Raw genomic sequence first — 21703 nt, 5'->3', positions numbered from 1 at the left:
ACCCCGGGCGTCCCCGGGTGTGCGCGGTCCGCGTCGCGGGACCCCGCGGATGACGGACAATGGGAGCAGTCCACCGTCCGTCGCCCGCAGGAGCCCGCCGTGCCGCAGCAGCGCATCGCCATGCTGTCGGTGCACACGTCGCCGCTCGACCAGCCGGGCACGGGCGACGCCGGCGGGATGAACGTCTACGTGGCGGAGCTCTCACGGGCCCTGGCGCGCCGGGGCGCCGCGGTGGAGATCTTCACGCGCGCGACCTCGTCCGCGCTGCCGGAGACGGTGCCGCTCGACGGGACCGCCGACCAGGTGCTCGTGCACCACGTCCCCGCGGGGCCGTACGAGGGGCTCGACAAGAACGACCTGCCGGGCCAGCTCTGCGCCATGGCGGCCGGCGTGCTGCGGTTCGGCGCGACGCGACCCGCGGGCTGGTTCGACGTGGTGCACTCCCACTACTGGCTCTCCGGCCAGGTGGGCTGGCTCGCGGCGGAGCGGTGGGACGTGCCGCTGGTCCACACGATGCACACGATGGCGCGGGTGAAGAACGCCGCGCTCGCCCCGGGGACAGCCCCGAGCCGGCGACGCGCGTCATCGGCGAGGAGCAGGTGGTCGCCGCCGCGGACGCGCTGGTCGCCAGCACCGCCGAGGAGGCGCACGACCTGGTCGGCATGTACGACGCGGACCCGGAGCGGGTGCACGTCGTGGCGCCGGGGTCGACCTGCGGGCCTTCCGGCCGTGGCCCGGTGACGTCGCGGACCTGCGCCGGGAGCTGGGCCTGCCGGCGGACCGGGACGTGGTGCTGTTCGCCGGTCGCGTCCAGCCGCTGAAGGCGCCGGACGTGCTGGTGCGCGCGCTCGGCGTGCTGCGCGCGACCGGCCGCCCGCTGCCGCTGCTGGTGGTCCTGGGCGGGCCCAGCGGCCGGGCCTCGGCGCTGCGGGAGCTGCAGGCGCTCGCCGCCACCGAGGGGGTCGCGGAGCACGTGCTGTTCCGTCCGCCGGTCCCGCGTGCGGAGCTGGCGCGGTGGTTCGCCGCCGCCGACGTGGTCGCGATGCCGTCGCGGTCCGAGTCCTTCGGCCTGGTCGCCGTCGAGGCGCAGGCCGCCGGCACCCCCGTCGTCGCGTCGGCGGTCGGCGGACTGCGGTCGGTGGTGCAGGACGGGGTCTCCGGCCGTCAGGTCCGCGGCCACGACCCGGTCGTGTGGGCTGACGCGCTCGCGACGACGCTCGCCGACCCGGCGGTGCGCGGCCCGTGGCGGCGGGGCGCGCGGAGGGTCGCCGAGCAGTACGGCTGGGACGCGACGGCCGAGCAGGTGCTCAAGGTCTACGCCCTCGCCTCCGAGCGGCGCGCCCGCCTCGTGCTCTGACGCGCGCCCCGGGCGGGAGCCCGGCAGGGCCCGTGCCCGGGGTGCCCGGGGTCAGGCCCCGACGGGCTCGAGCACGAGCACGGGGATCACGCGCTCGGTCCGGCGCTGGTAGTCCGCGTAGTCGGGGTAGGCCGCGACGGCGCGGTCCCACCACAGGTCCCGCTCGGCGCCCGTGACCTCGCGCGCCACGTAGTCGCGCCGCTCCGGGCCGTCCTGCAGCTCGACGTGCGGGTCGGCCAGCAGGTTCCGGTACCAGACGGGGTGCTTCGGCGCGCCGCCGAGCGACGCCACGACCGCGTAGGTGCCGTCGTGCTCGACGCGCATCAGCGGGATCTTGCGGACCTTGCCGGACGTCGCTCCCCGCATGGTGACGACGACGACGGGCATCCCGCGCATCGTCGTGCCCTGCGTGCCGCCGGAGCTCTCGTAGAGCTCCACCTGCTCGCGGGTCCGGGTGTCGGTGCTCGGTGCGTACTCTCCGGTGATCGGCATGACCGCGACAACGCGCACCGGGCCGGCCGTGTTCCGCGGGCCGAACGTCCCCCGACGCGTCGCGGCCGGGTGCGGCAGGATGGGACCCATGACCTACACCCTCGTTCTGCTCCGCCACGGCGAGAGCGAATGGAACGCCAAGAACCTGTTCACCGGCTGGGTCGACGTCGCGCTGTCCGAGAAGGGCGTCGCGGAGGCCAAGCGCGGCGGCACCCTGCTGACCGGCGCGGGTGTGCTCCCGGACGTCGTGCACACCTCGCTGCTGCGTCGCGCGATCATGACCGCGAACTACGCGCTCGACACCGCCGACCGCCTGTGGATCCCGGTCAAGCGCTCGTGGCGCCTGAACGAGCGCCACTACGGCGACCTGCAGGGCAAGGACAAGAAGCAGACCCTGCAGCAGTACGGCGAGGAGCAGTTCATGCTCTGGCGCCGGTCGTACGACGTGCCGCCGCCGGACATCGAGCTCGGCTCGGAGTTCTCGCAGGACCAGGACCCGCGCTACGCCGGTGAGCCGATCCCGCGGGCGGAGGCCCTCAAGCAGGTGCTCGACCGCGCGCTGCCGTACTGGCAGTCGGACATCGTCCCGGACCTCAAGGCCGGGAAGACCACGCTCGTGGCCGCGCACGGCAACTCGATCCGCGCGATCGTGAAGTACCTCGACGACGTGGACGACGCGACGATCGCCGGGATCAACATCCCGACGGGCATCCCGCTCGTCTACCACCTGGACGAGGAGACGCTGAAGCCCACGAACCCGGGCGGCACGTACCTCGACCCGGACGCCGCCGCGGAGGCCATCGCCGCGGTCGCCAACCAGGGCCGCTGAGCCCCGGTCGCACGCACGCACGAGGGCCCGGTCCGACAGCCGTCGGACCGGGCCCTCGTCGTCTCCGCCCCGGCGCGGGGCGGCGGTGTCAGCGCGTGGTGGCGGAACGCTCCGCGGCGAACTCGCCGGTCACGAGGAACACGATGCGCCGCGCGACGGACACGGCGTGGTCCCCGAACCGCTCGTAGTACCGGCCGACCAGCGTGACGTCGACGGTCTGCTGGGGCGTGCCCGTCCAGGAGCCGCCGAGCAGGACGCGGAACGTCTCCTCGTGCAGGCTGTCGAGCAGGTCGTCGTCCCGCTCGATGCCCTCGGCCTCGGCGAGGTCGTGCGTGCTGAGCACCTGCGTGGTGCGCTGGGCGACCCGCACCGCCGCGTCGTTCATCTCCGTGAACACCCCGATGAGCGCCGGGTCGATCGCCCCGTGGGGGTAGCGGGCCCGCGCCACCTGGGCGACGTGCCGGGCGAGGTCGCCCATGCGCTCCAGGGTGGCGCTCATCCGCAGCGCCGACACGACGACCCGCAGGTCCGTGGCGACCGGCTGCTGCTGGGCGAGCAGCAGGACGCAGCGCTCGTCGAGGTCCCGCTCCAGCGCGTCGATCGCCAGGTCGTCGGCGATGACGGTCTCGGCGAGGGCCAGGTCCTGGCGCAGCAGCGCCTGCCCGGCCGCCGCGATCGCGTGCTCGACCCGCCGGCTCATCGCGACCAGGTCGTCACCGAGCTGCTTGAGCTCGGCGTCGAAGATCTCCCGCATGGTTTCCTCTCGTCCGCGCGTGCGCGCGTCTGGGGCACAGAACAGTCCGGGTGCCACGCTCGCACGACCAGGTGAACGGCGCGGTGAACGATCGGCCGCCCCCAGGTGAACGGCGGTGAACACTGGGCGCCGCGCGGCCCGGCGCGGGCCCGCACGGCCCGTGGCACCCCGCGGCGACCGTACGCTGACGCACGTGGAGGGTCTCAACGGCTTCGTCGTGCTGCTCGCCGGCGCGCTCGGCCTGGTGACGGGCATCGGCGCGACGCTGGCGTTCCGCTGGAGCGAGCGCGCGCAGCACACTCCCCGAGCCGCCGGAGCGGGAGCTCGACGACGGCCTCGTCCGGGTGCTCGCGGTGCTGCGGTCCGCGGCGGTCGTGCTCGACGACGACGACCGGGTCGTGCGCGCGAGCCCGCCCGCGTACGCGCTGAACGTGGTGCGGGACGGCGCCGTGGTGCATCCCGCCGTGCGGGACCTCATCGCGGACGTGCGGCGCACCGGCGTCATCCGGGACGGAGCTGGAGCTGCCCCGCGGTCCGCTCGGCCCGGGGACGCTCATGCTGCAGGTGCGGGTCGCGCAGGTCGGGCCGGGGCTGCTGCTGGTGCTGGCGGAGGACCGGACGCAGGCCCGGCGGCTGGAGGCGATCCGCCGCGACTTCGTGGTGAACGTGTCCCACGAGCTCAAGACGCCGGTGGGCGCGCTGTCGCTGCTCGCCGAGACCGTGCAGGACGCCGCGGACGACCCCGTCGCGGTCCGGCGGTTCGCGGGCCGGATGGTCGGGGAGTCCGCCCGGCTCTCGGCGCTGGTGCACGAGATCCTCGAGCTGTCGCGGCTGCAGGTGGCCGGCGCGCTGCAGGACATCGCGGTGGTGGACGTGGACGAGGTCGTCGCGGAGGCCGTGGACCGCGCCCGCACCGGCGCGGCCGCCAAGGAGATGGCGTTCGACGTCGGGGGGAGACGGGCGCGCAGGTGTTCGGCGACCACACGATGCTGGTGCAGGCCGTGCGGAACCTGCTCGACAACGCCGTGTCGTACTCCCCGGAGGGGACCCACGTCGGCGTCGGCGTGCGGACGTGCGAGGGCCTCGTCGAGATCGCCGTCGTCGACCAGGGCATCGGCATCTCGGCGGAGGAGCAGGAGCGCGTGTTCGAGCGGTTCTACCGCGTGGACCCGGCGCGCAGCCGCGACACCGGCGGCACCGGCCTGGGCCTGTCGATCGTCAAGCACGTCGCCGCGGACCACGGGGGCGACGTGCAGGTGTGGTCGCAGCCGGGCCGCGGGTCGACGTTCACGCTGCGGCTGCCCGAGGCGGCCCGCCCCGCCCCCCAGACCGTGCCCGACCGCCCCGACGACGGCCCCGCCGACCGACCCGCCGACCCCACCCCGGAGGACTGACCCCGTGACCCGCATCCTGCTCGTCGAGGACGAGGAGTCGTACCGCGACCCGCTGGCCTACCTGCTGGGCCGCGAGGGCTTCGAGGTCACCACCGCCGCGACGGGCCCGGACGCCCTGACCGCGTTCGACGCCGAGGGCGCCGACCTGGTGCTGCTCGACCTCATGCTGCCCGGGCTGTCCGGCACGGAGGTCTGCCGCCAGCTGCGGGCGCGCAGCGACGTCCCCGTCATCATGCTGACCGCGAAGGACGGGGAGATCGACAAGGTCGTCGGCCTGGAGCTCGGCGCGGACGACTACGTCACCAAGCCGTACTCCTCGCGGGAGCTGCTGGCCCGGGTGCGCGCCGTGCTGCGCCGCCGCCAGGCACCGGCGGCCGCGGCGCCCGCCCCGGACGACGAGGACGACGGCGTGCTGGCGGCCGGCCCGGTCCGGATGGACGTCGAGCGGCACACCGTCACGGTCGGCGACCAGGTCGTCGCGTTCCCGCTCAAGGAGTTCGAGCTGCTCGAGCTGCTGCTGCGCAACGCCGGTCGGGTCCTCACCCGGGGGCAGCTCATCGACCGCGTGTGGGGCACGGACTACGTGGGGGACACCAAGACCCTCGACGTCCACGTGAAGCGCGTGCGCGCGAAGATCGAGCCCGACCCCGCGAACCCCACCCTGCTCGTGACCGTCCGGGGCCTGGGCTACAAGCTGCTCGACGACGGGCCCGCGTAGCCGCCCGCGTCCGCGGCGGCGGGTGCCCGCCAGGATTGGCCGGTCGTTCACCTGGGGTTCACCGGGCGACGGAGGGCTGGTCACCTCCGCTCCCTAGCGTCGGCGTCAGGTCGCGCACAGACGGGTGCGCGCCGCGTCACGACAGGACGGAACAACGTGAAGCTCAACCGCGGTCGTACGGGTGCCCTCGCCCTCGCCGGCGTCGTCGCCCTCTCCCTCACGGCATGTGGTTCGGACGACCCGACCGGCTCCGGCTCGACCGGCGGCACCGACACCGGTTCCGACACCTCGCTCTCGGGCGAGCTCGTCGGCGCGGGCGCCTCGTCGCAGGAGTCGGCCATGGAGGCCTGGCGCGCCGGGTTCCAGAGCGCGAACCCCGACGTCACCGTCTCGTACGACCCCGTCGGCTCCGGCGGCGGCCGCACGTCGTTCCTCGACGGCTCCGTGGCCTTCGCGGGCTCGGACGCCGCGCTGGACGAGGACGAGCTGGCCCAGGCGCAGGAGCGCTGCTTCGGCTCGAACGCCGTCGACCTGCCGGTCTACATCTCCCCGATCGCCGTGGTCTTCAACCTCGAGGGCGTCGACTCCCTGAACCTGTCGGCCGAGACCATCGCGAACATCTTCAACGGCACCATCACCACCTGGGACGCGCCGGAGATCGCCGAGGCCAACCCGGACGTGACGCTGCCGAGCACCGCCATCACGCCCGTGCACCGCTCCGACGAGTCGGGCACCACGGAGAACTTCACCGAGTACCTGGCCGCCGCGTCCGGCGGTGCCTGGGCGGACGAGCCCTCCGGTGACTGGCCGATCGACGGCGGCGAGTCCGGCGCCCAGACCTCCGGCCTGATCCAGGCCGTCCAGGGCGGCGACGGCACCATCGGCTACGCCGACGCCTCGAAGGCCGGCGACCTCGGCATCGTCTCCATCGGCGTCGGCGACTCGTTCGTCGCGCCGACCGAGGAGGCCGCGGCGGCCGCGCTCGACGCCTCGCCGCGCGACGAGACCCGCGAGGAGGGCGACATCGTCATCGCGATCGACCGCGAGACGACCGCCGACGGCGCCTACCCGCTGATCCTCGCGTCGTACCTGGTCGTGTGCCAGGCGTACGACACCCAGGAGGACGTGGACCTGGTCAAGGCCTTCGCCACGTACATCGCCAGCGCCGAGGGCCAGTCGGCCTCCGAGTCCGCCGCGGGGTCCGCACCGATCTCCGACGCGCTGCGCACCGACGTCCAGGCCTCGATCGACGCGATCACCCTGGCGTCCTGAGCCGGAGGGGACCGGCGGCCGCGACCCGGCCGCCGGTCCCGCCCGCGGCCGGTCCACACGCGTGGGCCGGCCCTCGGCGCGAAGGCCCGCTCCTCCCCCTCCCCTGGAGACAGTGTGACCAGCACCCAGCCCCGCACGACGGGGACCCCCGGCCGGCCGCGGACCCGGCCGCCGCCGCCCGCCGCGGGAGGAACCGCCCCGCGGACCGTGGCGGCAGCCGCGTGTTCCGGTGGCTCGCCACCGGCGCGGGCGTCCTGATCCTCGTGATCCTCGCCGCGGTCGCGGTGTTCCTCGTGCAGCGGGCGTGGCCGGCGCTCAGCGCGGACCCGGCCGACCTCGCGGACGCGGTCAGCTGGTTCCCGGACGACACGTCCCTGCTCGGCTTCGTGGGGCCGCTGGTCTTCGGCTCCCTGCTCGCCGCCGCGCTCGCCCTGCTGCTGTCCACCCCGGTCGCCATCGGGATCGCCCTGTTCATCTCCCACTACGCCCCGCGGCGCCTCGCGACCGCCCTCGGCTACGTGGTCGACCTGCTGGCCGCGATCCCCTCGGTCGTCTACGGCCTGTGGGGCGGGCTGGTGCTCAGCCCGCTGGTGCAGCCGCTGTGGGAGGTCCTCGGGAGGTACCTCGGCTGGATCCCGTTCTTCTCCGGCGCGGTCTCCCCGACGGGCCGCGTGATGATGACCGTCGGCGTGGTGCTGGCCGTCATGATCCTGCCGATCATCACCGCGATCTGCCGCGAGGTGTTCCTGCAGACGCCGCGCCTGCACGAGGAGGCCGCGCTGGCCCTCGGCGCGACGCAGTGGGAGATGGTGCGGATGGCCGTGCTGCCGTTCGCCCGCTCCGGCATCGTGTCGGCCGCCATGCTCGGCCTGGGCCGCGCGCTCGGCGAGACCATGGCCGTGCTGATGATCCTGTCGCCCGGGTTCCTCTACTCGTTCCAGCTGCTCGCCGCGGGTCAGCAGCAGACCATCGCCGCGAACATCGCCGCGCAGTTCCCGGAGGCGAACCAGACCGGCGTCGCGACGCTCATCGCGACCGGCCTGGCGCTGTTCGTCATCACCCTGGCCGTGAACATGGCCGCCCGCGCATCGTCGCGCGGCGCAAGGACTTCTCGGGGGCCAACTGACATGACCGCCACCACCCCCGCGACGCCCGCCGGCCCCGCCGCCGACGGCTCCGCCACGCTGCGCGAGCTGCTGCAGACCACCGACCGGCGCCGCCGGCGCACTGACGTCGTCATGCGCGTCCTGGTCACCGGGGCGTTCCTGCTCGCGATGCTGCCGCTGATCTCGCTCACGTGGACCGTGGTGTCCCGCGGCATCGGCCGGATGAACGCCGACTTCCTGCTGTACTCCATGCGCGGCGTCTACGGCGGCATGGACGCGGGCGGCATCTACCACGCGATCGTCGGCACCCTGCTGATCACGCTGTTCGCGACGGTGATCTCGGTGCCGATCGGCCTGCTCGCCGCGATCTACCTCGTCGAGTACGGGCGGGGCGCCCTGGCCCGGCTCATCACGTTCCTCGTCGACGTCATGACCGGCATCCCGTCGATCGTCGCCGGCCTGTTCGCCTACGCGCTGTTCGCGCTCATCTTCGGACCCGGCGTGCGGATGGGCCTCGTCGGCTCCGTCGCGCTGTCGGTGCTGATGATCCCCGTGGTCATCCGCTCCAGCGAGGAGATGCGGCTCGTGCCGAACGAGCTGCGCGAGGCGTCGCTGGCCCTGGGCGTGCCGCGCTGGCTCACGATCATCAAGGTCGTGCTGCGGACCTCCGTCGCGGGCCTCACCACCGGCGTCATGCTGGCGATCGCCCGCGTCATCGGCGAGACCGCGCCGCTGCTGCTCACCGTCGGCGTCGTCGACTCCATCAACACCAACCTGTTCGACGGCCGCATGATGACGCTGCCCGTCTACGTGTACCGGCAGTACGCCCAGGGTCTCGTGCCGTGCTCCGCCGACGACCTGGCGTGCGTCCCCGACATCAACCTCCAGCGGGCGTGGGCGGCGGCCCTCACGCTGTTCCTCATCGTCATGCTGCTGAACCTCGTGGGACGTCTCGTCAACCGCTGGTTCGCGCCGAAGGCCCGCTGACCTCCCCGACCTCCCCCTCTGACCGGCAAGGAGACGACCCGATGGCCCAGCGCATCGACGTCAAGAACCTCAACATCTTCTACGGCTCGTTCCGCGCCGTGGCCGACGTGGACATGACCATCGAGCCCCGCTCGGTCACCGCGTTCATCGGCCCGTCCGGCTGCGGCAAGTCGACGTTCCTGCGCACCCTCAACCGGATGCACGAGGTGATCCCCGGTGCCCGCGTCGAGGGCACCGTCGCCGTCGAGGGCGTCGACCTGTACGGCGCGGACATCGACCCGGTGGCCGTCCGGCGTCAGGTCGGCATGGTGTTCCAGCGGCCGAACCCGTTCCCCACCATGTCGATCGCCGAGAACGTGCTCGCCGGCATCCGCCTCAACAACCGGCGGATCTCGAAGGGCGACGCGAACGACCTCGTCGAGCAGTCCCTGCGCGGGGCGAACCTCTGGAACGAGGTGAAGGACCGCCTCGACCGGCCCGGCTCCGGGCTGTCCGGCGGCCAGCAGCAGCGCCTCTGCATCGCGCGGGCCATCGCGGTCAAGCCGCAGGTGCTGCTCATGGACGAGCCCTGCTCGGCGCTCGACCCCATCTCGACGCTCGCGATCGAGGACCTCATCGCCGAGCTGAAGTCGCAGTACACGATCGTGATCGTCACCCACAACATGCAGCAGGCCGCGCGCGTGTCCGAGAAGACGGCGTTCTTCAACATCGCGGGCACGGGCCAGCCCGGGCGGCTCATCGAGATCGACGACACGGCGACGATGTTCTCGTCGCCGAAGGAGCAGGCGACCGAGGACTACATCTCGGGCCGCTTCGGCTGACCGGGGCCTGCCCGGACGCCAGCAGCCCCCTCCCGGCGGACCGGGAGGGGCTGCTGTGCGTCGTGGGGCGCGCGGGGCGTCGTCGGGGGCGCGTCGTCGCGCCGCGCGGGACCGGCGTGCCCGGGGGACGCCGCCGCCCCGGGTGCCGGACCCCGGCTGTGTGGCCGCGGGGCCGGGCGGCGGGTGTCAGGCGCCGTCGGCCGCCGGCACGGGTCGGCGTACTCCGGGAGCGTGCCGTCGAGCACCGGCACCGGGACGCCGACCTCGCCGTCCGCCCCCGTGCTGAGGGTCACGTCGGCGACCGCGCCGGGGCCACGGGCGTCGTCAGCACGACCTCGTCCCCGTCGGAGCCTCCGAACAGGACCGTGTCGCCGGCGGGCAGCCACACCCGCGCGCTGTCCTCGCCGAGGACGACCGTCACCGTCACGCCGTCGTCGCCGCGGTTGGACAGCGCGCCCTGCAGCGCGCCCGGCTCGTCGGCGCCGGCGGCCACCAGCAGCAGGTTCTCGGCGGTCACGGTGCCGAGCGTCGCCCGCACGCCGTCCGACGCGGAGTACGCGTCCATCGACGTGATCTCGTTCGTGGCGGAGCACCCGGTCAGGGCGGCCGCCAGGACGACGACCGCGCCGGCGAGGACGGGACGGGTGGACGTGCGGCTGCGGGCCACGGTGACTCCTCGGGTGTCGGACGACGGGGCGCTGCGGTGCGCGGACGCTCGGGCGCACGCGGGGGCGTGCGGTGCTGAGCCTACGTGGGCTTGGCGCCGCTCCGCACGGCCCGGTGGCGGGCGGGGCGGCGACGGCGGCGACGGCCTGCGGTCACCGTCGCCGCAGGTCACAGGGCTCAGGAGCGCGGTATGGGCCTGGTCGGAGACTAGCCACGCGCGACGCCGGATGCGCGTGCTCCGCCCGGCGTGTCGGACCCCTGACGAGGCCCGCAACGCTCTGACCAGGGCAAACGCCGGAGATCTCCACGAAGTCCCCCAGGTCCACGTGGTAGACTGGGCTTCCGCGAAAGGGGACACCTGCAGATGACTTTCACTGTTGGGGAGACTGTTGTCTACCCGCACCACGGTGCAGCGCTGATCGAGGAGATCAAGACCAGGACCATCCGCGGCGAGGACAAGATCTACCTCAAGCTGAAGGTCGCCCAGGGTGACCTGACCATCGAGGTGCCGGCGGAGAACGTCGACCTCGTGGGTGTGCGTGACGTCGTGGGCCAGGAGGGCCTGGACCGGGTGTTCGAGGTGCTGCGCGCCCCGTACACGGAGGAGCCGACCAACTGGTCCCGCCGCTACAAGGCGAACCTGGAGAAGCTCGCGTCCGGCGACGTCATCAAGGTCGCCGAGGTCGTGCGCGACCTGTCCCGCCGGGACGCCGACCGCGGGCTGTCCGCGGGTGAGAAGCGCATGCTGGCGAAGGCCCGGCAGATCCTCGTCTCGGAGCTCGCGCTCGCCGAGCACACCGAGGAGGAGAAGGCCGAGGCCATCCTCGACGAGGTGCTCGCGTCCTGACCCCGCGCTGACCACGCGCGCATGTCGACCGCCGCGATCCTGACCGCCGCCGGCAGCGGGACACGGCTCGGGCTGCCCGGGCCGAAGGCTCTCGCCGAGGTGGGCGGGGTGCCGCTCGTGCAGCACGCCGCACGCCGGCTGGCGGCCTCGGGCGTGATCGCGTCCGTCGTGGTCACGGTGCCGCCCGGGTGCACCGACGCGTTCCGTGCCGCCCTCGGCGACGTGGACGTGCCCGTCGTGCTCGTCGAGGGGGACGCGGCGTCCCGGCAGGCCTCCGTGGCGGCCGGGCTCGCCGCCGTGCCGCCCGACGCCGACGTGGTGCTCGTGCACGACGCGGCGCGGGGACTCGCGTCACCCGCGCTCGTCCGGTCGGTGGAGCGAGCCGTCCGTGCGGGGCACCGGGCGGTCGTGCCCGGGCTGCCCGTGACGGACACCGTCAAGCAGGTCGGCGTGCACCGCGACGGCGCCGCGCCCGTCGTCGCGACCGTCGCACGTGCCGCGCTGCGCGCGGTGCAGACCCCGCAGGGCTTCGACAGGGCGCTGCTCGACGCGGCGCACGCGGCCGGGGCCCACCGCGCCGCGGACGAGGCGACCGCTGCCACCGACGACGCCGCCCTGGTCGAGGCGCTCGGTGAGCAGGTGTGGGTCGTGCCCGGTGACGAGTCCGCCGCGAAGATCACGACACCGCGGGACCTCGCGGTCGCCGAGCTGGTCGCGCGCGCCGGGGTGCGGGCGTGAGCGGGCTGCCGCGCACCGGCGTCGGCGTGGACGTCCACGGCTACGACCCGGACCCCGCGCCCGGGGCGGTCCTGCACCTCGCGGGGCTCGCGTGGCCCGGCGAACGCCCGCTCGCCGGGCACTCCGACGCCGACGTCGCCGCTCATGCCGCCGCGGACGCGCTGCTGTCCGCCGCCGCCGTGGGCGACCTCGGCTCGGTGTTCGGGACGTCGCGGCCCGAGTGGGCCGGCGCGGCGGGGACCGCCCTGCTCGCCGAGGCCGCCCGGCTGGTCCGCGAGGCGGGGTTCGAGATCGGCAACGTCGCCGTCCAGGTGATCGGCACCAGGCCGCGGCTCGGCCCCCGCGCGCGCCGAGGCGGAGGCCGCGCTGTCCGCCGCCGCCGGGGCGCCGGTGTCGGTGTCCGCGACGACGACCGACGGTCTCGGCCTCACCGGCCGGGGCGAGGGCGTCGCCGCGATCGCGACCGCCCTCGTCGCCCCCGCGCCTGAGCCCACGGGGCGGGGACCCCGACCGGCCACCTGGGGCCGCGCGCGTGGCGGCCCGCTGCCGCCCGCTCGTGGCCTGGACCCAGCGGGTCCGTGCTCGTCGGGGCCGCCGCAGGTGCGGGGTCCCGCACCGCGACGCCCGCGCCTGCGGCGACGCCGGTGCCCGCCGCGGCCCTGATCGGGCGGAGCGGGCCCGGTCGGCCGGGTGTCGAGCGGCCAGAACCCGGGGGCCGGGCGCGGGCTGCGGGCCCGCCTTCTGGCCTCTCGCGGCCTGTGCGGCCCGGGTCCGTGCGCGTCGAGGTTGCCGCAGGTGCGGGGTTCGCGGCCCGGAACCTCGCACCTGCTGCGATGTCGACGGCCGGCCGGCCGCGCAGGCCCGGGCCCCGGCCCTAGGCCGGGTGCGGGGCGTGGCGGTGCAGCGGGTCCGGTGTCGTGCGCTCGAGGGGTGCGCGCGTCCCGCCGGGCGACGTCCGCCGGCCGGGCTCCGCCCCGGCGCGGGGGCCGGGTCGCGACCAGGACGCCCCCGACGATCACCGCGCCGAGCAGCAGCTCCCCGGCTGCCGGCCGCTCCCCGAGGAACGCCCAGGACGTCCCGATCCCGACGACCGGCACGAGCAGCGAGAACGGGGCGACGACGCCGGAGGGGTGGCGGGCGAGCAGCGCCGTCCAGATCCCGGAGCCCACGACGGTCGCGACCAGCACCGTGAACGCCAGCCCGCCGAGCGCCCACGCGGCGGTCGGCGTGCCGAGCGTCGTCACGGACCGCGCGATCGCCGACGGGCCGTCCACGACCAGCGACAGCGCGAGCATCGGCAGCGGCGGGACGACGGACATCCAGAGCATGAACCGCAGCGGGCTGCCGGGCTGCGCCTGCCGGCTGGCGACGTTGCCGAACGCCCACCCCAGGGCCCCGCACAGCGTGAGCACCACGGGCAGCAGCCCGGCGGACGCCCCGGCCCCGGCCCGCAGCGCGGCGATGCCCCCAGCCCCGCGAGCGCGACCGCCACGCCGAGCGCCTGGCGGGCGCTGACCCGCTCGCGCAGCAGCACGGCGCCCAGCAGGACGGTGAACGGGGCGGAGGCCTGCAGCACGAGCGACGCGAGGCCCGTCGGCATGCCGGTGTGCATGGCGAGGTAGAGGAACGCGAACTGCAGCACCCCGAACCCGACGCCGTACCCGAGCAGCCACCGCAGCCGGACGTCCGGCCGGGGCACGAGCAGCAGCGTCGGCACGGCGAGCAGGGCGAACCGCAGCGCGACCAGGAAGAACGGCGGGAACTGCTCGAGCGACAGGTGGATCGCCGGGAAGTTCAGCCCCCAGATGACGGCGACGGTGAGGGCGAGCAGGCGGTCGCGGGTCGGCATGTGCTGATGCTGCCCGGGCCGCATCGTCCAGCACCATCGAAAGATCGGACACAGACCGTGTAGCGTCGCTGCATGGACACGCGGCACCTGGCCACGCTCCGGGCGGTCCGGGACCGCGGCGGCGTCACGGCGGCGGCCGCGGCGCTGCACCTGACGCCCTCCGCGGTCTCGCAGCAGCTGCGCGCCCTGTCCCGCGAGGCGGGCGCGGACGTCGTCGAGCGGGTCGGTCGCGGCATCCGCCTGACCGGACCGGGGCACGCCCTGGCGGACGCCGCCCTCGACGTCGCGGTCGCGCTGGAGCGGGCCGAGGCGGCGGTCGAGGCGTTCCGCTCCGCGCCGCACGGCGTGGTGCGGGTCGCGTCGTTCCAGTCGGGCGCGGAGCTGCTGCTGCCCGGGCTGCTGACGCGCGTCGCGGCGATGGACGGCGTGGACGTCGAGCTCGGGGACGAGGACGTCGCCCAGGACCGGTTCGCCGCGCTGACCGCCGACTTCGACCTCGTGGTGGCGCACCGCCCGGACGACGCCGCGCCCTGGCCGCCCGGCGTGCGCGCGGTCCCGCTGCTGCGCGAGCCGCTCGACGTCGCGCTGCCGCCGGACCACCCGCTGGCCTCCCGCGCGACGGTCACGCCGGCGGACCTCACCGGCGAGCCCTGGATCGCCGTGCGGGAGGGCTTCCCGGTCGCGGGCGTGCTCGACGTGGTCGCCGCGGCGGCGGGCGCACCGCTGCGGGTGGTGCAGCGGTTCAACGACTTCGGCGTCGTCGAGGCGCTGGTCGCCGCCGGGCACGGGGTCAGCCTGCTGCCGCGGTTCACGGCGGGTCGCCGCGGGGCCCGCCTGGTCCCGCTCGCGGGGGTCCGTGCCGGGCGGCGCATCGACGTGCTGGCCCGGCCGGACCGGGTCGAGCGCCGCGTCGTCCGCCGCGTGCTGGAGGCCCTGCGTGCGGAGGCCGCCCGGTTCGGCGCCGCCGCCGGCACCGGCCCCCGGTAGCCTTGACCCTCGTGAGCCTGCGCCTGTTCGACACCGCCACCCGCGAGGTGCGCGACTTCGTCCCCGTGGTCCCGGGCCGGGTCGGCATCTACCTGTGCGGCGCGACCGTGCAGGCCCCGCCGCCGCACATCGGGCACGTCCGGTCCGCGGTGGCGTTCGACGTGCTGGTCCGGTGGCTGCGCCGCACGGGCCACGACGTCACGCTCGTGCGGAACGTCACGGACATCGACGACAAGATCCTGGCCCGCTCCGCGGAGGCCGGCGTCGCGTGGTGGGCGTGGGCGATGCAGAACGAGCGGGCGTTCACCGCGGCCTACGACGCGCTCGGCGTGCTGCCCCCGACGTACGAGCCGCGCGCCACGGGTCACGTCCCCGCGATGGTGGCGCTCATGCAGCGCCTGGTCGACACCGGCCACGCGTACGTCGCGGCCGAGGGCGACGTGTACTTCGACGTGCGGTCGTACGCCGACTACGGCTCGCTGACCAGCCAGCGGCTCGACGACATGGCCCCGGCGCCCGACGGCACGGCGGACGACAAGCGCGACCCGCACGACTTCGCGCTCTGGAAGGCGTCGAAGCCCGGGGAGCCCGCCACCGCCGCCTGGGACACCCCGTTCGGCCGCGGCCGCCCGGGCTGGCACCTGGAGTGCTCGGCGATGGCGCAGCGCTACCTGGGTGACACGTTCGACATCCACGGCGGCGGTCTGGACCTGCGGTTCCCGCACCACGAGAACGAGCAGGCGCAGTCCCGCGCGGCCGGCTACGGGTTCGCGCGGTACTGGCTGCACAACGGCTGGGTCACGCAGTCCGGCGCGAAGATGAGCAAGTCGCTCGGCAACGGGCTGCTGGTCAGCGTGCTGCTGGAGTCGGTGCGCCCGGCCGTGGTCCGGTACGCGCTCACCGCGGTGCAGTACCGCTCGATGCTGGAGTGGACGGCCGACACGCTCGCGGAGTCCGAGGCCACGTGGGACCGGCTCGCCGGCTTCGTGGAGCGCGCCGCCGAGCGCGTCCCGGGCGAGGTCACCGCGGCCGAGCTCTCCGCCGCGGAGCTCCCCGAGGGCTTCGCCGCCGCGCTCGACGACGACCTCAACGTGCCCGCCGCGCTCGCGGTCGTGCACGAGCACCTGCGGGCCGGCAACACCGCGCTCGCCTCCGGGGACGACGCGGCGGTCCGCGCGGAGCTCGTCTCCGTGCGGGCGATGCTCGACGTGCTCGGGCTCGACCCGGCCGGCCCCCAGTGGGCTGCCGGCACCACCGACGACCGCCACGCGGCCGCCCTCGACGCGCTGGTGCGCGCCGAGCTGGACGCCCGCGCCGCCGCGCGCGCGCCGCCCGGGACTGGGCGACCGCCGACGCGATCCGTGACCGACTCGCGGCCGCCGGGGTGGCCGTCGAGGACTCCGCCACCGGCGCGCGCTGGTCCCTGGCCGCGCGCCCCACCACCGAGGACGAGGACTGATGGCCGGCAACTCCCAGCGCCGAGGCGCCACCCGCAAGGCGGGCTCCAAGAAGGGCGCGACCGTCGGTTCGGGCGGCCAGCGCCGCCGCGCGCTCGAGGGCCGCGGCCCGACCCCCAAGGCGGAGGAGCGCGAGTACCACCCGGCGGCGAAGCGGAAGGCCGCGGCCGAGCGCCGGCAGGCCGCCGGCGGTCGCTCCGGGGGCCGGCCGACGGGCCGCGGCGGGTCCGGGGGCGGGCGCAACCGCACCGGCTCGGTCACGGAGGTCGTCGCGGGGCGGAACTCCGTGCTGGAGGCCCTGCGCGCCGGCATCCCGGTGTCCGCCGTGTACATCGCGACCCGGCTGGAGGGCGACGACCGCACGCGCGAGATCCTGCGGACGGCGGCCGACGAGGGCTACCCGCTGCTCGAGGTCACCAAGCCGGAGCTCGACCGCATGACGGACGGCGCCGTGCACCAGGGCGTGGCCCTGCAGGTGCCGCCGTACGAGTACGGCGACGTCGAGGACCTGCTGGACGCCGCCGCGGCGAGCGACCGCGCGCCGCTGGTCGTCGCGCTCGACGGCGTCACCGACCCCCGCAACCTCGGCGCGGTGCTGCGCTCGGCCGGCGCGTTCGGCGCGCACGGCGTGCTGGTGCCCGAGCGCCGGTCGGCCGGCGTGACGGCGTCGGCGTGGAAGGTCTCCGCCGGCGCCGCCGCGCGGGTGCCCGTCGCGCGGGCGACGAACCTCGTGCGGGCCCTGGAGCGGCTGCACGAGGCCGGCTGCTTCGTCGTGGGCCTGGACGGCGGCGGCGACGTCGCGATCGGCGACCTGCCGTACGCCACCGACCCGCTGGTGCTCGTCGTCGGCTCCGAGGGCAAGGGCCTGTCGCGGCTCGTGCGCGAGCACTGCGACGCCATCGCCTCCATCCCGATCGCCTCCGAGGTCGAGTCGCTCAACGCGGGGTCGCGGCCGGCATCGCGCTGTACGAGGTCGCGCGGCACCGCGCGTCCTGACGCCCGGGCCTCCCGGGTGCGGCCCGGCCGGCGGCGACGGACGATGGCGGTATGACCGACCACGACACCGCCGTCCGGACCGTCGCCGAGCTGCTGCGCGACCAGCGCCTGGGGGTGCTGACCACGCTCGCCCCCGACGGGACCCTCGTCGCCCGCCCGATGGCGCTGCAGGAGGTCGAGTTCGACGGCGACCTGTGGTTCTTCGCCGAGCGCGGGTCGCGCAAGCTCGCGCACGTCGCGTACGAGCCGCGGGTGAACGTCGCGGTCGGGTCCGGCGCCACCTGGGTCTCCGTCGCGGGGACCGCGGAGCTCGTCGACGACGTCGACAAGAAGCGCGAGCTGTGGAGCGCCGGCGTCGAGGCGTGGCTCCCGCAGGCCCGGAGTCGGCGGAGTCGGTGCTGCTGCGCGTGCGCGCGGAGTCCGCCGAGTACTGGGACGCGCCGGGCGGGCGGCTGGCGACGCTGCTCAGCTTCGTGCGCGCGAAGGTCCGCGGGGAGCGCCTCGAGGGCGAGAACGAGCGCGTCGAGCTCTGACGTGCGGCCCGCGGACCGCGGCCCCGTCGCGCGGCGGGCCGTCAGTCCCGGACGACCGGGATGACGTCCGTGTCCTCGCGCAGGTCGGCGGGGAGACGCCGAGCACGGCCTCCTCGTCCGGCCGGTTCGGCAGGATCGTCGCGATGTAGGACCGCACGGCCTCCTGCATCGGCACGTCCCGCCGCTCCTGCTCGGACAGGAACCACCGGTGGTCGAGCAGCTCGTGGTAGATCTGCGCGGGCTCGAGCTTGGGGCGCAGGGCGCGCGGCACGGCCCGGACGGCGGGCTCGAAGACCTCCGTCAGCCAGTCGTGCGCGACGAACGTCTCGTCGTCGTTCTGCCGGTCCGTCGCGGCGCGGAACTGGTCCAGGTCGTTGAGCAGGCGACGCGCCTGGTTCTCCTGGACGTCGAGCCCGGTGAGCCGCATGAGCCGCCGGGAGTGGTGGCCGGCGTCGACGACCTTCGGCTGGATGCGCACGGAGGTGCCGTCGATGTCGGTGGTGATGTCGAGCTCGCCGACGTCGAACCCCAGGTCGTTGAGCCGCTCGATGCGCGCCTGCACGCGCCACCGCTCGTCGAGCCCGAACCACTCGGAGCTGGTCAGGGCGGTCCAGAGCTCGGTGTAGCGCTCCGCGAGCATGTCGCCGATCGCGACCGCGTCGACCTCCTCCTCGAGGAACTCGCCGGCCTGCAGGTCCATGAGCTCGCCGATGATGTTGACGCGCGCGACCTCGAGGTCGTAGCCCCGCTGCCCGTCCGTGAGGCTGTCGTGCAGGTCCCCGGTCTCCGCGTCGACGAGGTACGCCGCGAACGTCTCCGCGTCGCGCCGGAACAGCGTGTTCGACAGGGACACGTCGCCCCAGTAGAAGCCCGCGAGGTGCAGCCGCACGAGCAGCACCGCGAGGGCGTCGATGAGCCGGGTCGCGGTGTCGGGGCGCAGCGACTGGCTGAACAGCGCGCGGTAGGGCAGCGAGAACCGCAGGTGCTTCGTGATGAGCACGGCCTCGAGCGGCTCGCCGTCGGGGAGGTGCGACCGGTGATGACGCCGACCGGCTCCACGCTCGGCACGTCGAGGCGGCCGAGCTGGCGCAGCAGCTCGTACTCGCGGTACGCGACCGTCTCGCCGATCTCCTTGATCGCGATGACCCGCCCGGACAGCCGCGCGAACCGCACCGTGTGCCGGGAGATGCCTCGGGGCAGCGCGGCGAGCTGGTCCGCGGGCCAGTCCGCCAGCGGGACGTCCCACGGGAGGTCGAGCAGGGCCGGGTCCGGCGCGGCCGCGGTGATCTGCAGGCGCGTGCGAGGGGTCATGGGGTGATTCTCCCATCCGACGACGAAGGGGCGGGGCCGGTGGTGTGCCGGCCCCGCCCCTCCGAGGTGGAGATGTCGTGCGTCAGACGGCGATGCGCTCGCCCGAGCCGGCGTGGAACAGGTGCTGCTCGCCGGTGCGGATGCGGACCCAGATCTTCTCGCCCTTGGCGGGGACCTGGCGCGGGTCGACGCGCACGATGACCTGCGCGTCGCCGGCACCGGAGTGGACGTCGGCCGCGCCGGCCTCGCCGACCAGCGAGCCGTACACGAACGCGTCGGAGCCGAGCTCCTCGACGATGTTCACGACCACCGGCAGCGCGTCCGGCGTGCCCTCGGGGACGACGTCCAGCGACTCCGGGCGGAAGCCGATCGTGATGCTGTTGTTGTCGTCCGAGACCAGGGTGTCGAGCGCGGTGCGCGGCACGGCGATGCCGGCCGAGCCGACCGTGGCGACACCGTCGACGATCGGGAACGTGCCGATGTTCATGGCCGGGGAGCCGATGAAGCCGGCGACGAACACGTTGGCCGGGGTGTCGTACATGTCGCGCGGGGTGCCGACCTGCTGCAGGAGGCCGTCCTTGAGGACCGCGATGCGGTCGCCCATGGTGAGCGCCTCGGTCTGGTCGTGCGTGACGTAGACCGTGGTGACGCCGAGGCGGCGCTGCAGCGAGGCGATCTGGGTGCGCGTCTGGACGCGGAGCTTGGCGTCGAGGTTCGACAGCGGCTCGTCCATGAGGAACACGCGCGGCTGGCGCACGATCGCGCGGCCCATGGCGACGCGCTGGCGCTGACCGCCGGAGAGCGCCTTCGGCTTGCGGTCGAGGTACTGGGTGAGGTCGAGGATCTTGGCGGCCTCCTCGACGCGGGTGCGGATCTCGGCCTTGGGGGTGCCGGCGATCTTGAGCGCGAAGCCCATGTTGTCCGCGACCGTCATGTGCGGGTACAGCGCGTAGTTCTGGAACACCATCGCGATGTCCCGGTCCTTCGGCTGGACGTCGGTGACGTCGCGGTCGCCGATGAGGATGCGACCGGCGTTGACGTCCTCGAGGCCCGCGAGCATGCGGAGCGAGGTCGACTTGCCGCAGCCGGAGGGGCCGACGAGGACGAGGAACTCGCCGTCCTCGATGTGGAGGTCGAGCGCGTCCACCGCGGGGCGCTCGGTGCCCGGGTACACCCGGGTGGCCTTGTCGAACGTGACCGTAGCCATGCGTGATCAGTCCCTTCACCGGCAGGTACGTGCCGGACGATCCGTCGTGAAGAGTGTCAGTGTGTCTTCGCTGACACGGCTCGAGGGAGGTCGGGTGACCCCCCTCGGTCCACGGACATCAAACCACACCCGGGCCCGCCGGTGGGACGTCGGTCACATCTGCGGGGAGTGCGCTCAGTTGAGGACCAGCACGTCGTCGGGCCCGAACCCCAGCAGGTCGCCGTGCCAGGCCCAGACGCCCTGCACGGCGTCGGGCAGCCGGGTCGCCCACGCGAGCGCGCCGGTGCCGAGGTCGAACGCCAGCAGGGTGCGCGACGACGCGGCGGGCGGCCGCGCGTCCTGGCCCGCGGCCGGCTCCACGGGTGTCCCGGCCGCGACGACCTCGGTGGTGATCCCGATCGCCAGGACGTGCCGGCCGTCGGTGAGCACGCCGCCGAAGTCGGCGACGACGGGTGCGGCGGTGCGCCACAGCTCCCGGCCGGTGGCCACGTCCACCGCCCACACCGCCTCGCGGTCCTGCCCGTAGAGGGTGCCCTCCAGCAGCACGAGGCCCGAGTCGACCCACAGCGGCCGCGGCAGGGACCAGCGCCGCCGGTCCCCGGCGACGTCGTAGCCGACGAGGTCCCGCCCGTGCTCGCCGTCGGTGACGACCACCTCGACGTCCGGCAGGCTGCCGTCGTCGACGAGCAGCACCGCGGGCGGCCCGGGGAGGGTGGCGACGGTCCGGCCGGCGCCGTCGAGGACGCGCACGGGGACTCCCGGGGCGGTGAGGCGGCCGGTGCGGGTCGCCTGCAGGTACTGCGACCCGGCGCTCTCCACGCGCCCGTCCGCGGCGGACAGCGCCCACGACCCGAGCGCGCCCTGGACCATCACGTGCCCGCGCTCCATGCCGACGGACGGCGGGTAGGTCAGCGCCTCGCGCGTGAGCGCGGCCGGGTCGAGCGGGACGCGGGTGCGCCAGCGCGGCTCGCCGGCCAGCGCGCCCCCGGCTCCCACGCCGTGACGACGAGCGCCCCGCTGGTCACGGAGGCCAGGGCGTGCACGGAGGCGTCGCCCGCCCAGCCGGACACCGGCGGCACCGAGCGCGAGCCCAGCCGCTCGCCGGTGCGGGCGTCGAACGACACCAGCCGCCCGGCCTCCGGCGGGCCGGCGACGCTGCTGCCGTCGTCGGCCGCGGCCACGGCCAGGGCGGAGCGGTCCAGCACGACGCAGTCCACCACCGCCGCCGGGTCGCCGTCGCCGGCGCACAGCGGGTACTCCGCGCCGAGCCCGGGCACCGCGGGGCCGGCGCCGTCGTCCTCCAGCGAGACGTGCCAGACGGTCTCCCCTGCGCGTCGACGGCGATCAGCTCGCGGGGGTCGTCCCACTCGGGCTGCGACGGC

16 protein-coding genes and 8 pseudogenes are annotated in these 21703 nt (G+C 75.0%); 16 read left to right on the top strand and 8 right to left on the bottom strand.

What is annotated here, in order from left to right; genetic code table 11:
* Positions 1-120 precede the first annotated feature (120 nt).
* Positions 121-1357: pseudogene (mshA, locus tag P9841_RS08380) on the top strand (D-inositol-3-phosphate glycosyltransferase).
* Between the two features lie 51 nt (positions 1358-1408).
* Here mshA and P9841_RS08375 read toward each other — a convergent pair.
* The gene (locus P9841_RS08375; RefSeq protein ID WP_349306945.1) at positions 1409-1939 is read right to left on the bottom strand and encodes a nitroreductase family deazaflavin-dependent oxidoreductase; all 531 of its coding nucleotides are present in this window, start codon (positions 1937-1939) and stop codon (positions 1409-1411) included.
* Here P9841_RS08375 and P9841_RS08370 point away from each other — a divergent pair.
* Positions 1938-2678 (top strand): phosphoglyceromutase, encoded by a 741-nt coding sequence (locus P9841_RS08370; RefSeq protein ID WP_283321585.1) that lies wholly within the window; start codon positions 1938-1940, stop codon positions 2676-2678. The two genes, P9841_RS08375 and P9841_RS08370, sit on opposite strands and share 2 nt — an antisense overlap.
* Positions 2679-2766: 88 nt before the next feature.
* Here the strand turns inward: P9841_RS08370 and phoU are convergent, their stop codons facing one another.
* The gene (gene phoU / locus P9841_RS08365; RefSeq protein ID WP_283321584.1) at positions 2767-3432 is read right to left on the bottom strand and encodes a phosphate signaling complex protein PhoU; all 666 of its coding nucleotides are present in this window, start codon (positions 3430-3432) and stop codon (positions 2767-2769) included.
* Between the two features lie 193 nt (positions 3433-3625).
* Here phoU and P9841_RS08360 point away from each other — a divergent pair.
* From P9841_RS08360 to pstB, 6 genes and pseudogenes are all read left to right on the top strand, one after another.
* Positions 3626-4826: pseudogene (locus tag P9841_RS08360) on the top strand (sensor histidine kinase).
* Between the two features lie 4 nt (positions 4827-4830).
* Complete coding sequence (locus P9841_RS08355) at positions 4831-5544, top strand: response regulator (protein WP_283321583.1); 714 nt, start codon at positions 4831-4833, stop codon at positions 5542-5544.
* 156 nt (positions 5545-5700) lie between these two features.
* Positions 5701-6816, top strand: coding sequence for a phosphate ABC transporter substrate-binding protein PstS (gene pstS, locus P9841_RS08350; RefSeq protein WP_283321582.1), 1116 nt, complete (start codon positions 5701-5703; stop codon positions 6814-6816).
* Positions 6817-7037: 221 nt separating this feature from the next.
* Positions 7038-7942 (top strand): annotated as a pseudogene (pstC, locus tag P9841_RS08345) (phosphate ABC transporter permease subunit PstC).
* A 1-nt stretch (position 7943) separates the two neighbouring features.
* Positions 7944-8909 carry a phosphate ABC transporter permease PstA gene (gene pstA, locus P9841_RS08340; protein WP_283321581.1) on the top strand — a complete coding sequence of 322 codons (966 nt, stop codon included), beginning with the start codon at positions 7944-7946 and terminating at the stop codon, positions 8907-8909.
* A gap of 41 nt (positions 8910-8950) precedes the next feature.
* Positions 8951-9730 carry a phosphate ABC transporter ATP-binding protein PstB gene (gene pstB, locus P9841_RS08335; protein ID WP_283321580.1) on the top strand — a complete coding sequence of 260 codons (780 nt, stop codon included), beginning with the start codon at positions 8951-8953 and terminating at the stop codon, positions 9728-9730.
* A 289-nt stretch (positions 9731-10019) separates the two neighbouring features.
* Here pstB and P9841_RS08330 read toward each other — a convergent pair whose 3' ends face one another.
* Positions 10020-10397 carry a hypothetical protein gene (locus tag P9841_RS08330; RefSeq protein ID WP_283321579.1) on the bottom strand — a complete coding sequence of 126 codons (378 nt, stop codon included), beginning with the start codon at positions 10395-10397 and terminating at the stop codon, positions 10020-10022.
* A gap of 363 nt (positions 10398-10760) precedes the next feature.
* Here P9841_RS08330 and P9841_RS08325 point away from each other — a divergent pair, with 363 nt between their 5' ends.
* Genes P9841_RS08325 through P9841_RS19115 form a run of 4 tightly spaced genes read left to right on the top strand, consistent with a single transcriptional unit; the run spans position 10761 to position 12644 of the window.
* Entirely contained in the window at positions 10761-11243 is a 483-nt protein-coding gene (locus tag P9841_RS08325) for a CarD family transcriptional regulator (RefSeq protein ID WP_013769765.1), read from the top strand.
* A gap of 21 nt (positions 11244-11264) precedes the next feature.
* The gene (ispD, locus tag P9841_RS08320; RefSeq protein WP_283321578.1) at positions 11265-11981 is read left to right on the top strand and encodes a 2-C-methyl-D-erythritol 4-phosphate cytidylyltransferase; all 717 of its coding nucleotides are present in this window, start codon (positions 11265-11267) and stop codon (positions 11979-11981) included.
* Positions 11978-12469: a 2-C-methyl-D-erythritol 2,4-cyclodiphosphate synthase gene (locus tag P9841_RS08315; protein WP_502848875.1), complete on the top strand. Its 492-nt coding sequence runs from the start codon at positions 11978-11980 to the stop codon at positions 12467-12469. The genes ispD and P9841_RS08315 overlap by 4 nt, the downstream gene beginning before the upstream one ends.
* Positions 12372-12644, top strand: coding sequence for a hypothetical protein (locus P9841_RS19115; RefSeq protein WP_502848735.1), 273 nt, complete (start codon positions 12372-12374; stop codon positions 12642-12644). The genes P9841_RS08315 and P9841_RS19115 overlap by 98 nt, the downstream gene beginning before the upstream one ends.
* Positions 12645-12844: 200 nt before the next feature.
* Here P9841_RS19115 and P9841_RS08310 read toward each other — a convergent pair.
* Positions 12845-13830: pseudogene (locus P9841_RS08310) on the bottom strand (EamA family transporter); the annotation flags it as partial.
* A gap of 72 nt (positions 13831-13902) precedes the next feature.
* Between P9841_RS08310 and P9841_RS08305 the strand changes: the two are divergent.
* The 4 genes and pseudogenes from P9841_RS08305 to P9841_RS19110 all read left to right on the top strand — a co-directional run bounded on the left by P9841_RS08305 (position 13903) and on the right by P9841_RS19110 (position 17803).
* A complete protein-coding gene (locus P9841_RS08305) occupies positions 13903-14817 on the top strand; it encodes a LysR family transcriptional regulator (protein ID WP_283321577.1) in 915 nt (304 codons plus the stop codon).
* An 11-nt stretch (positions 14818-14828) separates the two neighbouring features.
* A pseudogene (gene cysS / locus P9841_RS08300) lies at positions 14829-16276 on the top strand (cysteine--tRNA ligase).
* Positions 16276-17270, top strand: a pseudogene (gene rlmB, locus P9841_RS08295) (23S rRNA (guanosine(2251)-2'-O)-methyltransferase RlmB). Before cysS ends, rlmB begins: the two co-directional pseudogenes overlap by 1 nt.
* Before the next feature lie 51 nt (positions 17271-17321).
* A pseudogene (locus tag P9841_RS19110) lies at positions 17322-17803 on the top strand (pyridoxamine 5'-phosphate oxidase family protein).
* Positions 17804-17891: 88 nt separating this feature from the next.
* On the opposite strand, the pseudogene P9841_RS08280 reads toward P9841_RS19110, so the two are convergent.
* From P9841_RS08280 to P9841_RS08265, 4 genes and pseudogenes are all read right to left on the bottom strand, one after another.
* Positions 17892-19114 (bottom strand): annotated as a pseudogene (locus tag P9841_RS08280) (DUF4032 domain-containing protein); the annotation flags it as partial.
* An 82-nt stretch (positions 19115-19196) separates the two neighbouring features.
* Entirely contained in the window at positions 19197-20321 is a 1125-nt protein-coding gene (locus P9841_RS08275; protein WP_283321575.1) for an ABC transporter ATP-binding protein, read from the bottom strand.
* Positions 20322-20495: 174 nt separating this feature from the next.
* Positions 20496-21317 carry an outer membrane protein assembly factor BamB family protein gene (locus tag P9841_RS08270; RefSeq protein ID WP_283321574.1) on the bottom strand — a complete coding sequence of 274 codons (822 nt, stop codon included), beginning with the start codon at positions 21315-21317 and terminating at the stop codon, positions 20496-20498.
* Positions 21230-21598: a hypothetical protein gene (locus tag P9841_RS08265; RefSeq protein ID WP_283321573.1), complete on the bottom strand. Its 369-nt coding sequence runs from the start codon at positions 21596-21598 to the stop codon at positions 21230-21232. Before P9841_RS08265 ends, P9841_RS08270 begins: the two co-directional genes overlap by 88 nt.
* Between the last annotated feature and the right edge of the window lie 105 nt (positions 21599-21703).

The sequence above is a fragment of the Cellulomonas sp. ES6 genome, from assembly GCF_030053835.1.
Lineage (GTDB): Bacteria > Actinomycetota > Actinomycetes > Actinomycetales > Cellulomonadaceae > Cellulomonas.
This window is presented reverse-complemented; position numbering and strand designations above follow the sequence as displayed.

Excerpts from the sequence above, each read along its gene's own strand:
- P9841_RS08370 (WP_283321585.1), top strand. The coding sequence starts at position 1,938 with ATGACCTACACCCTCGTTCTGCTCCGCCACGGCGAGAGCGAATGGAAC.
- P9841_RS08375 (WP_349306945.1), bottom strand. The coding sequence starts at position 1,939 with ATGGGTCCCATCCTGCCGCACCCGGCCGCGACGCGTCGGGGGACGTTC.
- phoU (WP_283321584.1), bottom strand. The coding sequence starts at position 3,432 with ATGCGGGAGATCTTCGACGCCGAGCTCAAGCAGCTCGGTGACGACCTG.
- pstA (WP_283321581.1), top strand. The coding sequence starts at position 7,944 with ATGACCGCCACCACCCCCGCGACGCCCGCCGGCCCCGCCGCCGACGGC.
- pstB (WP_283321580.1), top strand. The coding sequence starts at position 8,951 with ATGGCCCAGCGCATCGACGTCAAGAACCTCAACATCTTCTACGGCTCG.
- P9841_RS08325 (WP_013769765.1), top strand. The coding sequence starts at position 10,761 with ATGACTTTCACTGTTGGGGAGACTGTTGTCTACCCGCACCACGGTGCA.
- ispD (WP_283321578.1), top strand. The coding sequence starts at position 11,265 with ATGTCGACCGCCGCGATCCTGACCGCCGCCGGCAGCGGGACACGGCTC.
- P9841_RS08305 (WP_283321577.1), top strand. The coding sequence starts at position 13,903 with ATGGACACGCGGCACCTGGCCACGCTCCGGGCGGTCCGGGACCGCGGC.
- P9841_RS08275 (WP_283321575.1), bottom strand. The coding sequence starts at position 20,321 with ATGGCTACGGTCACGTTCGACAAGGCCACCCGGGTGTACCCGGGCACC.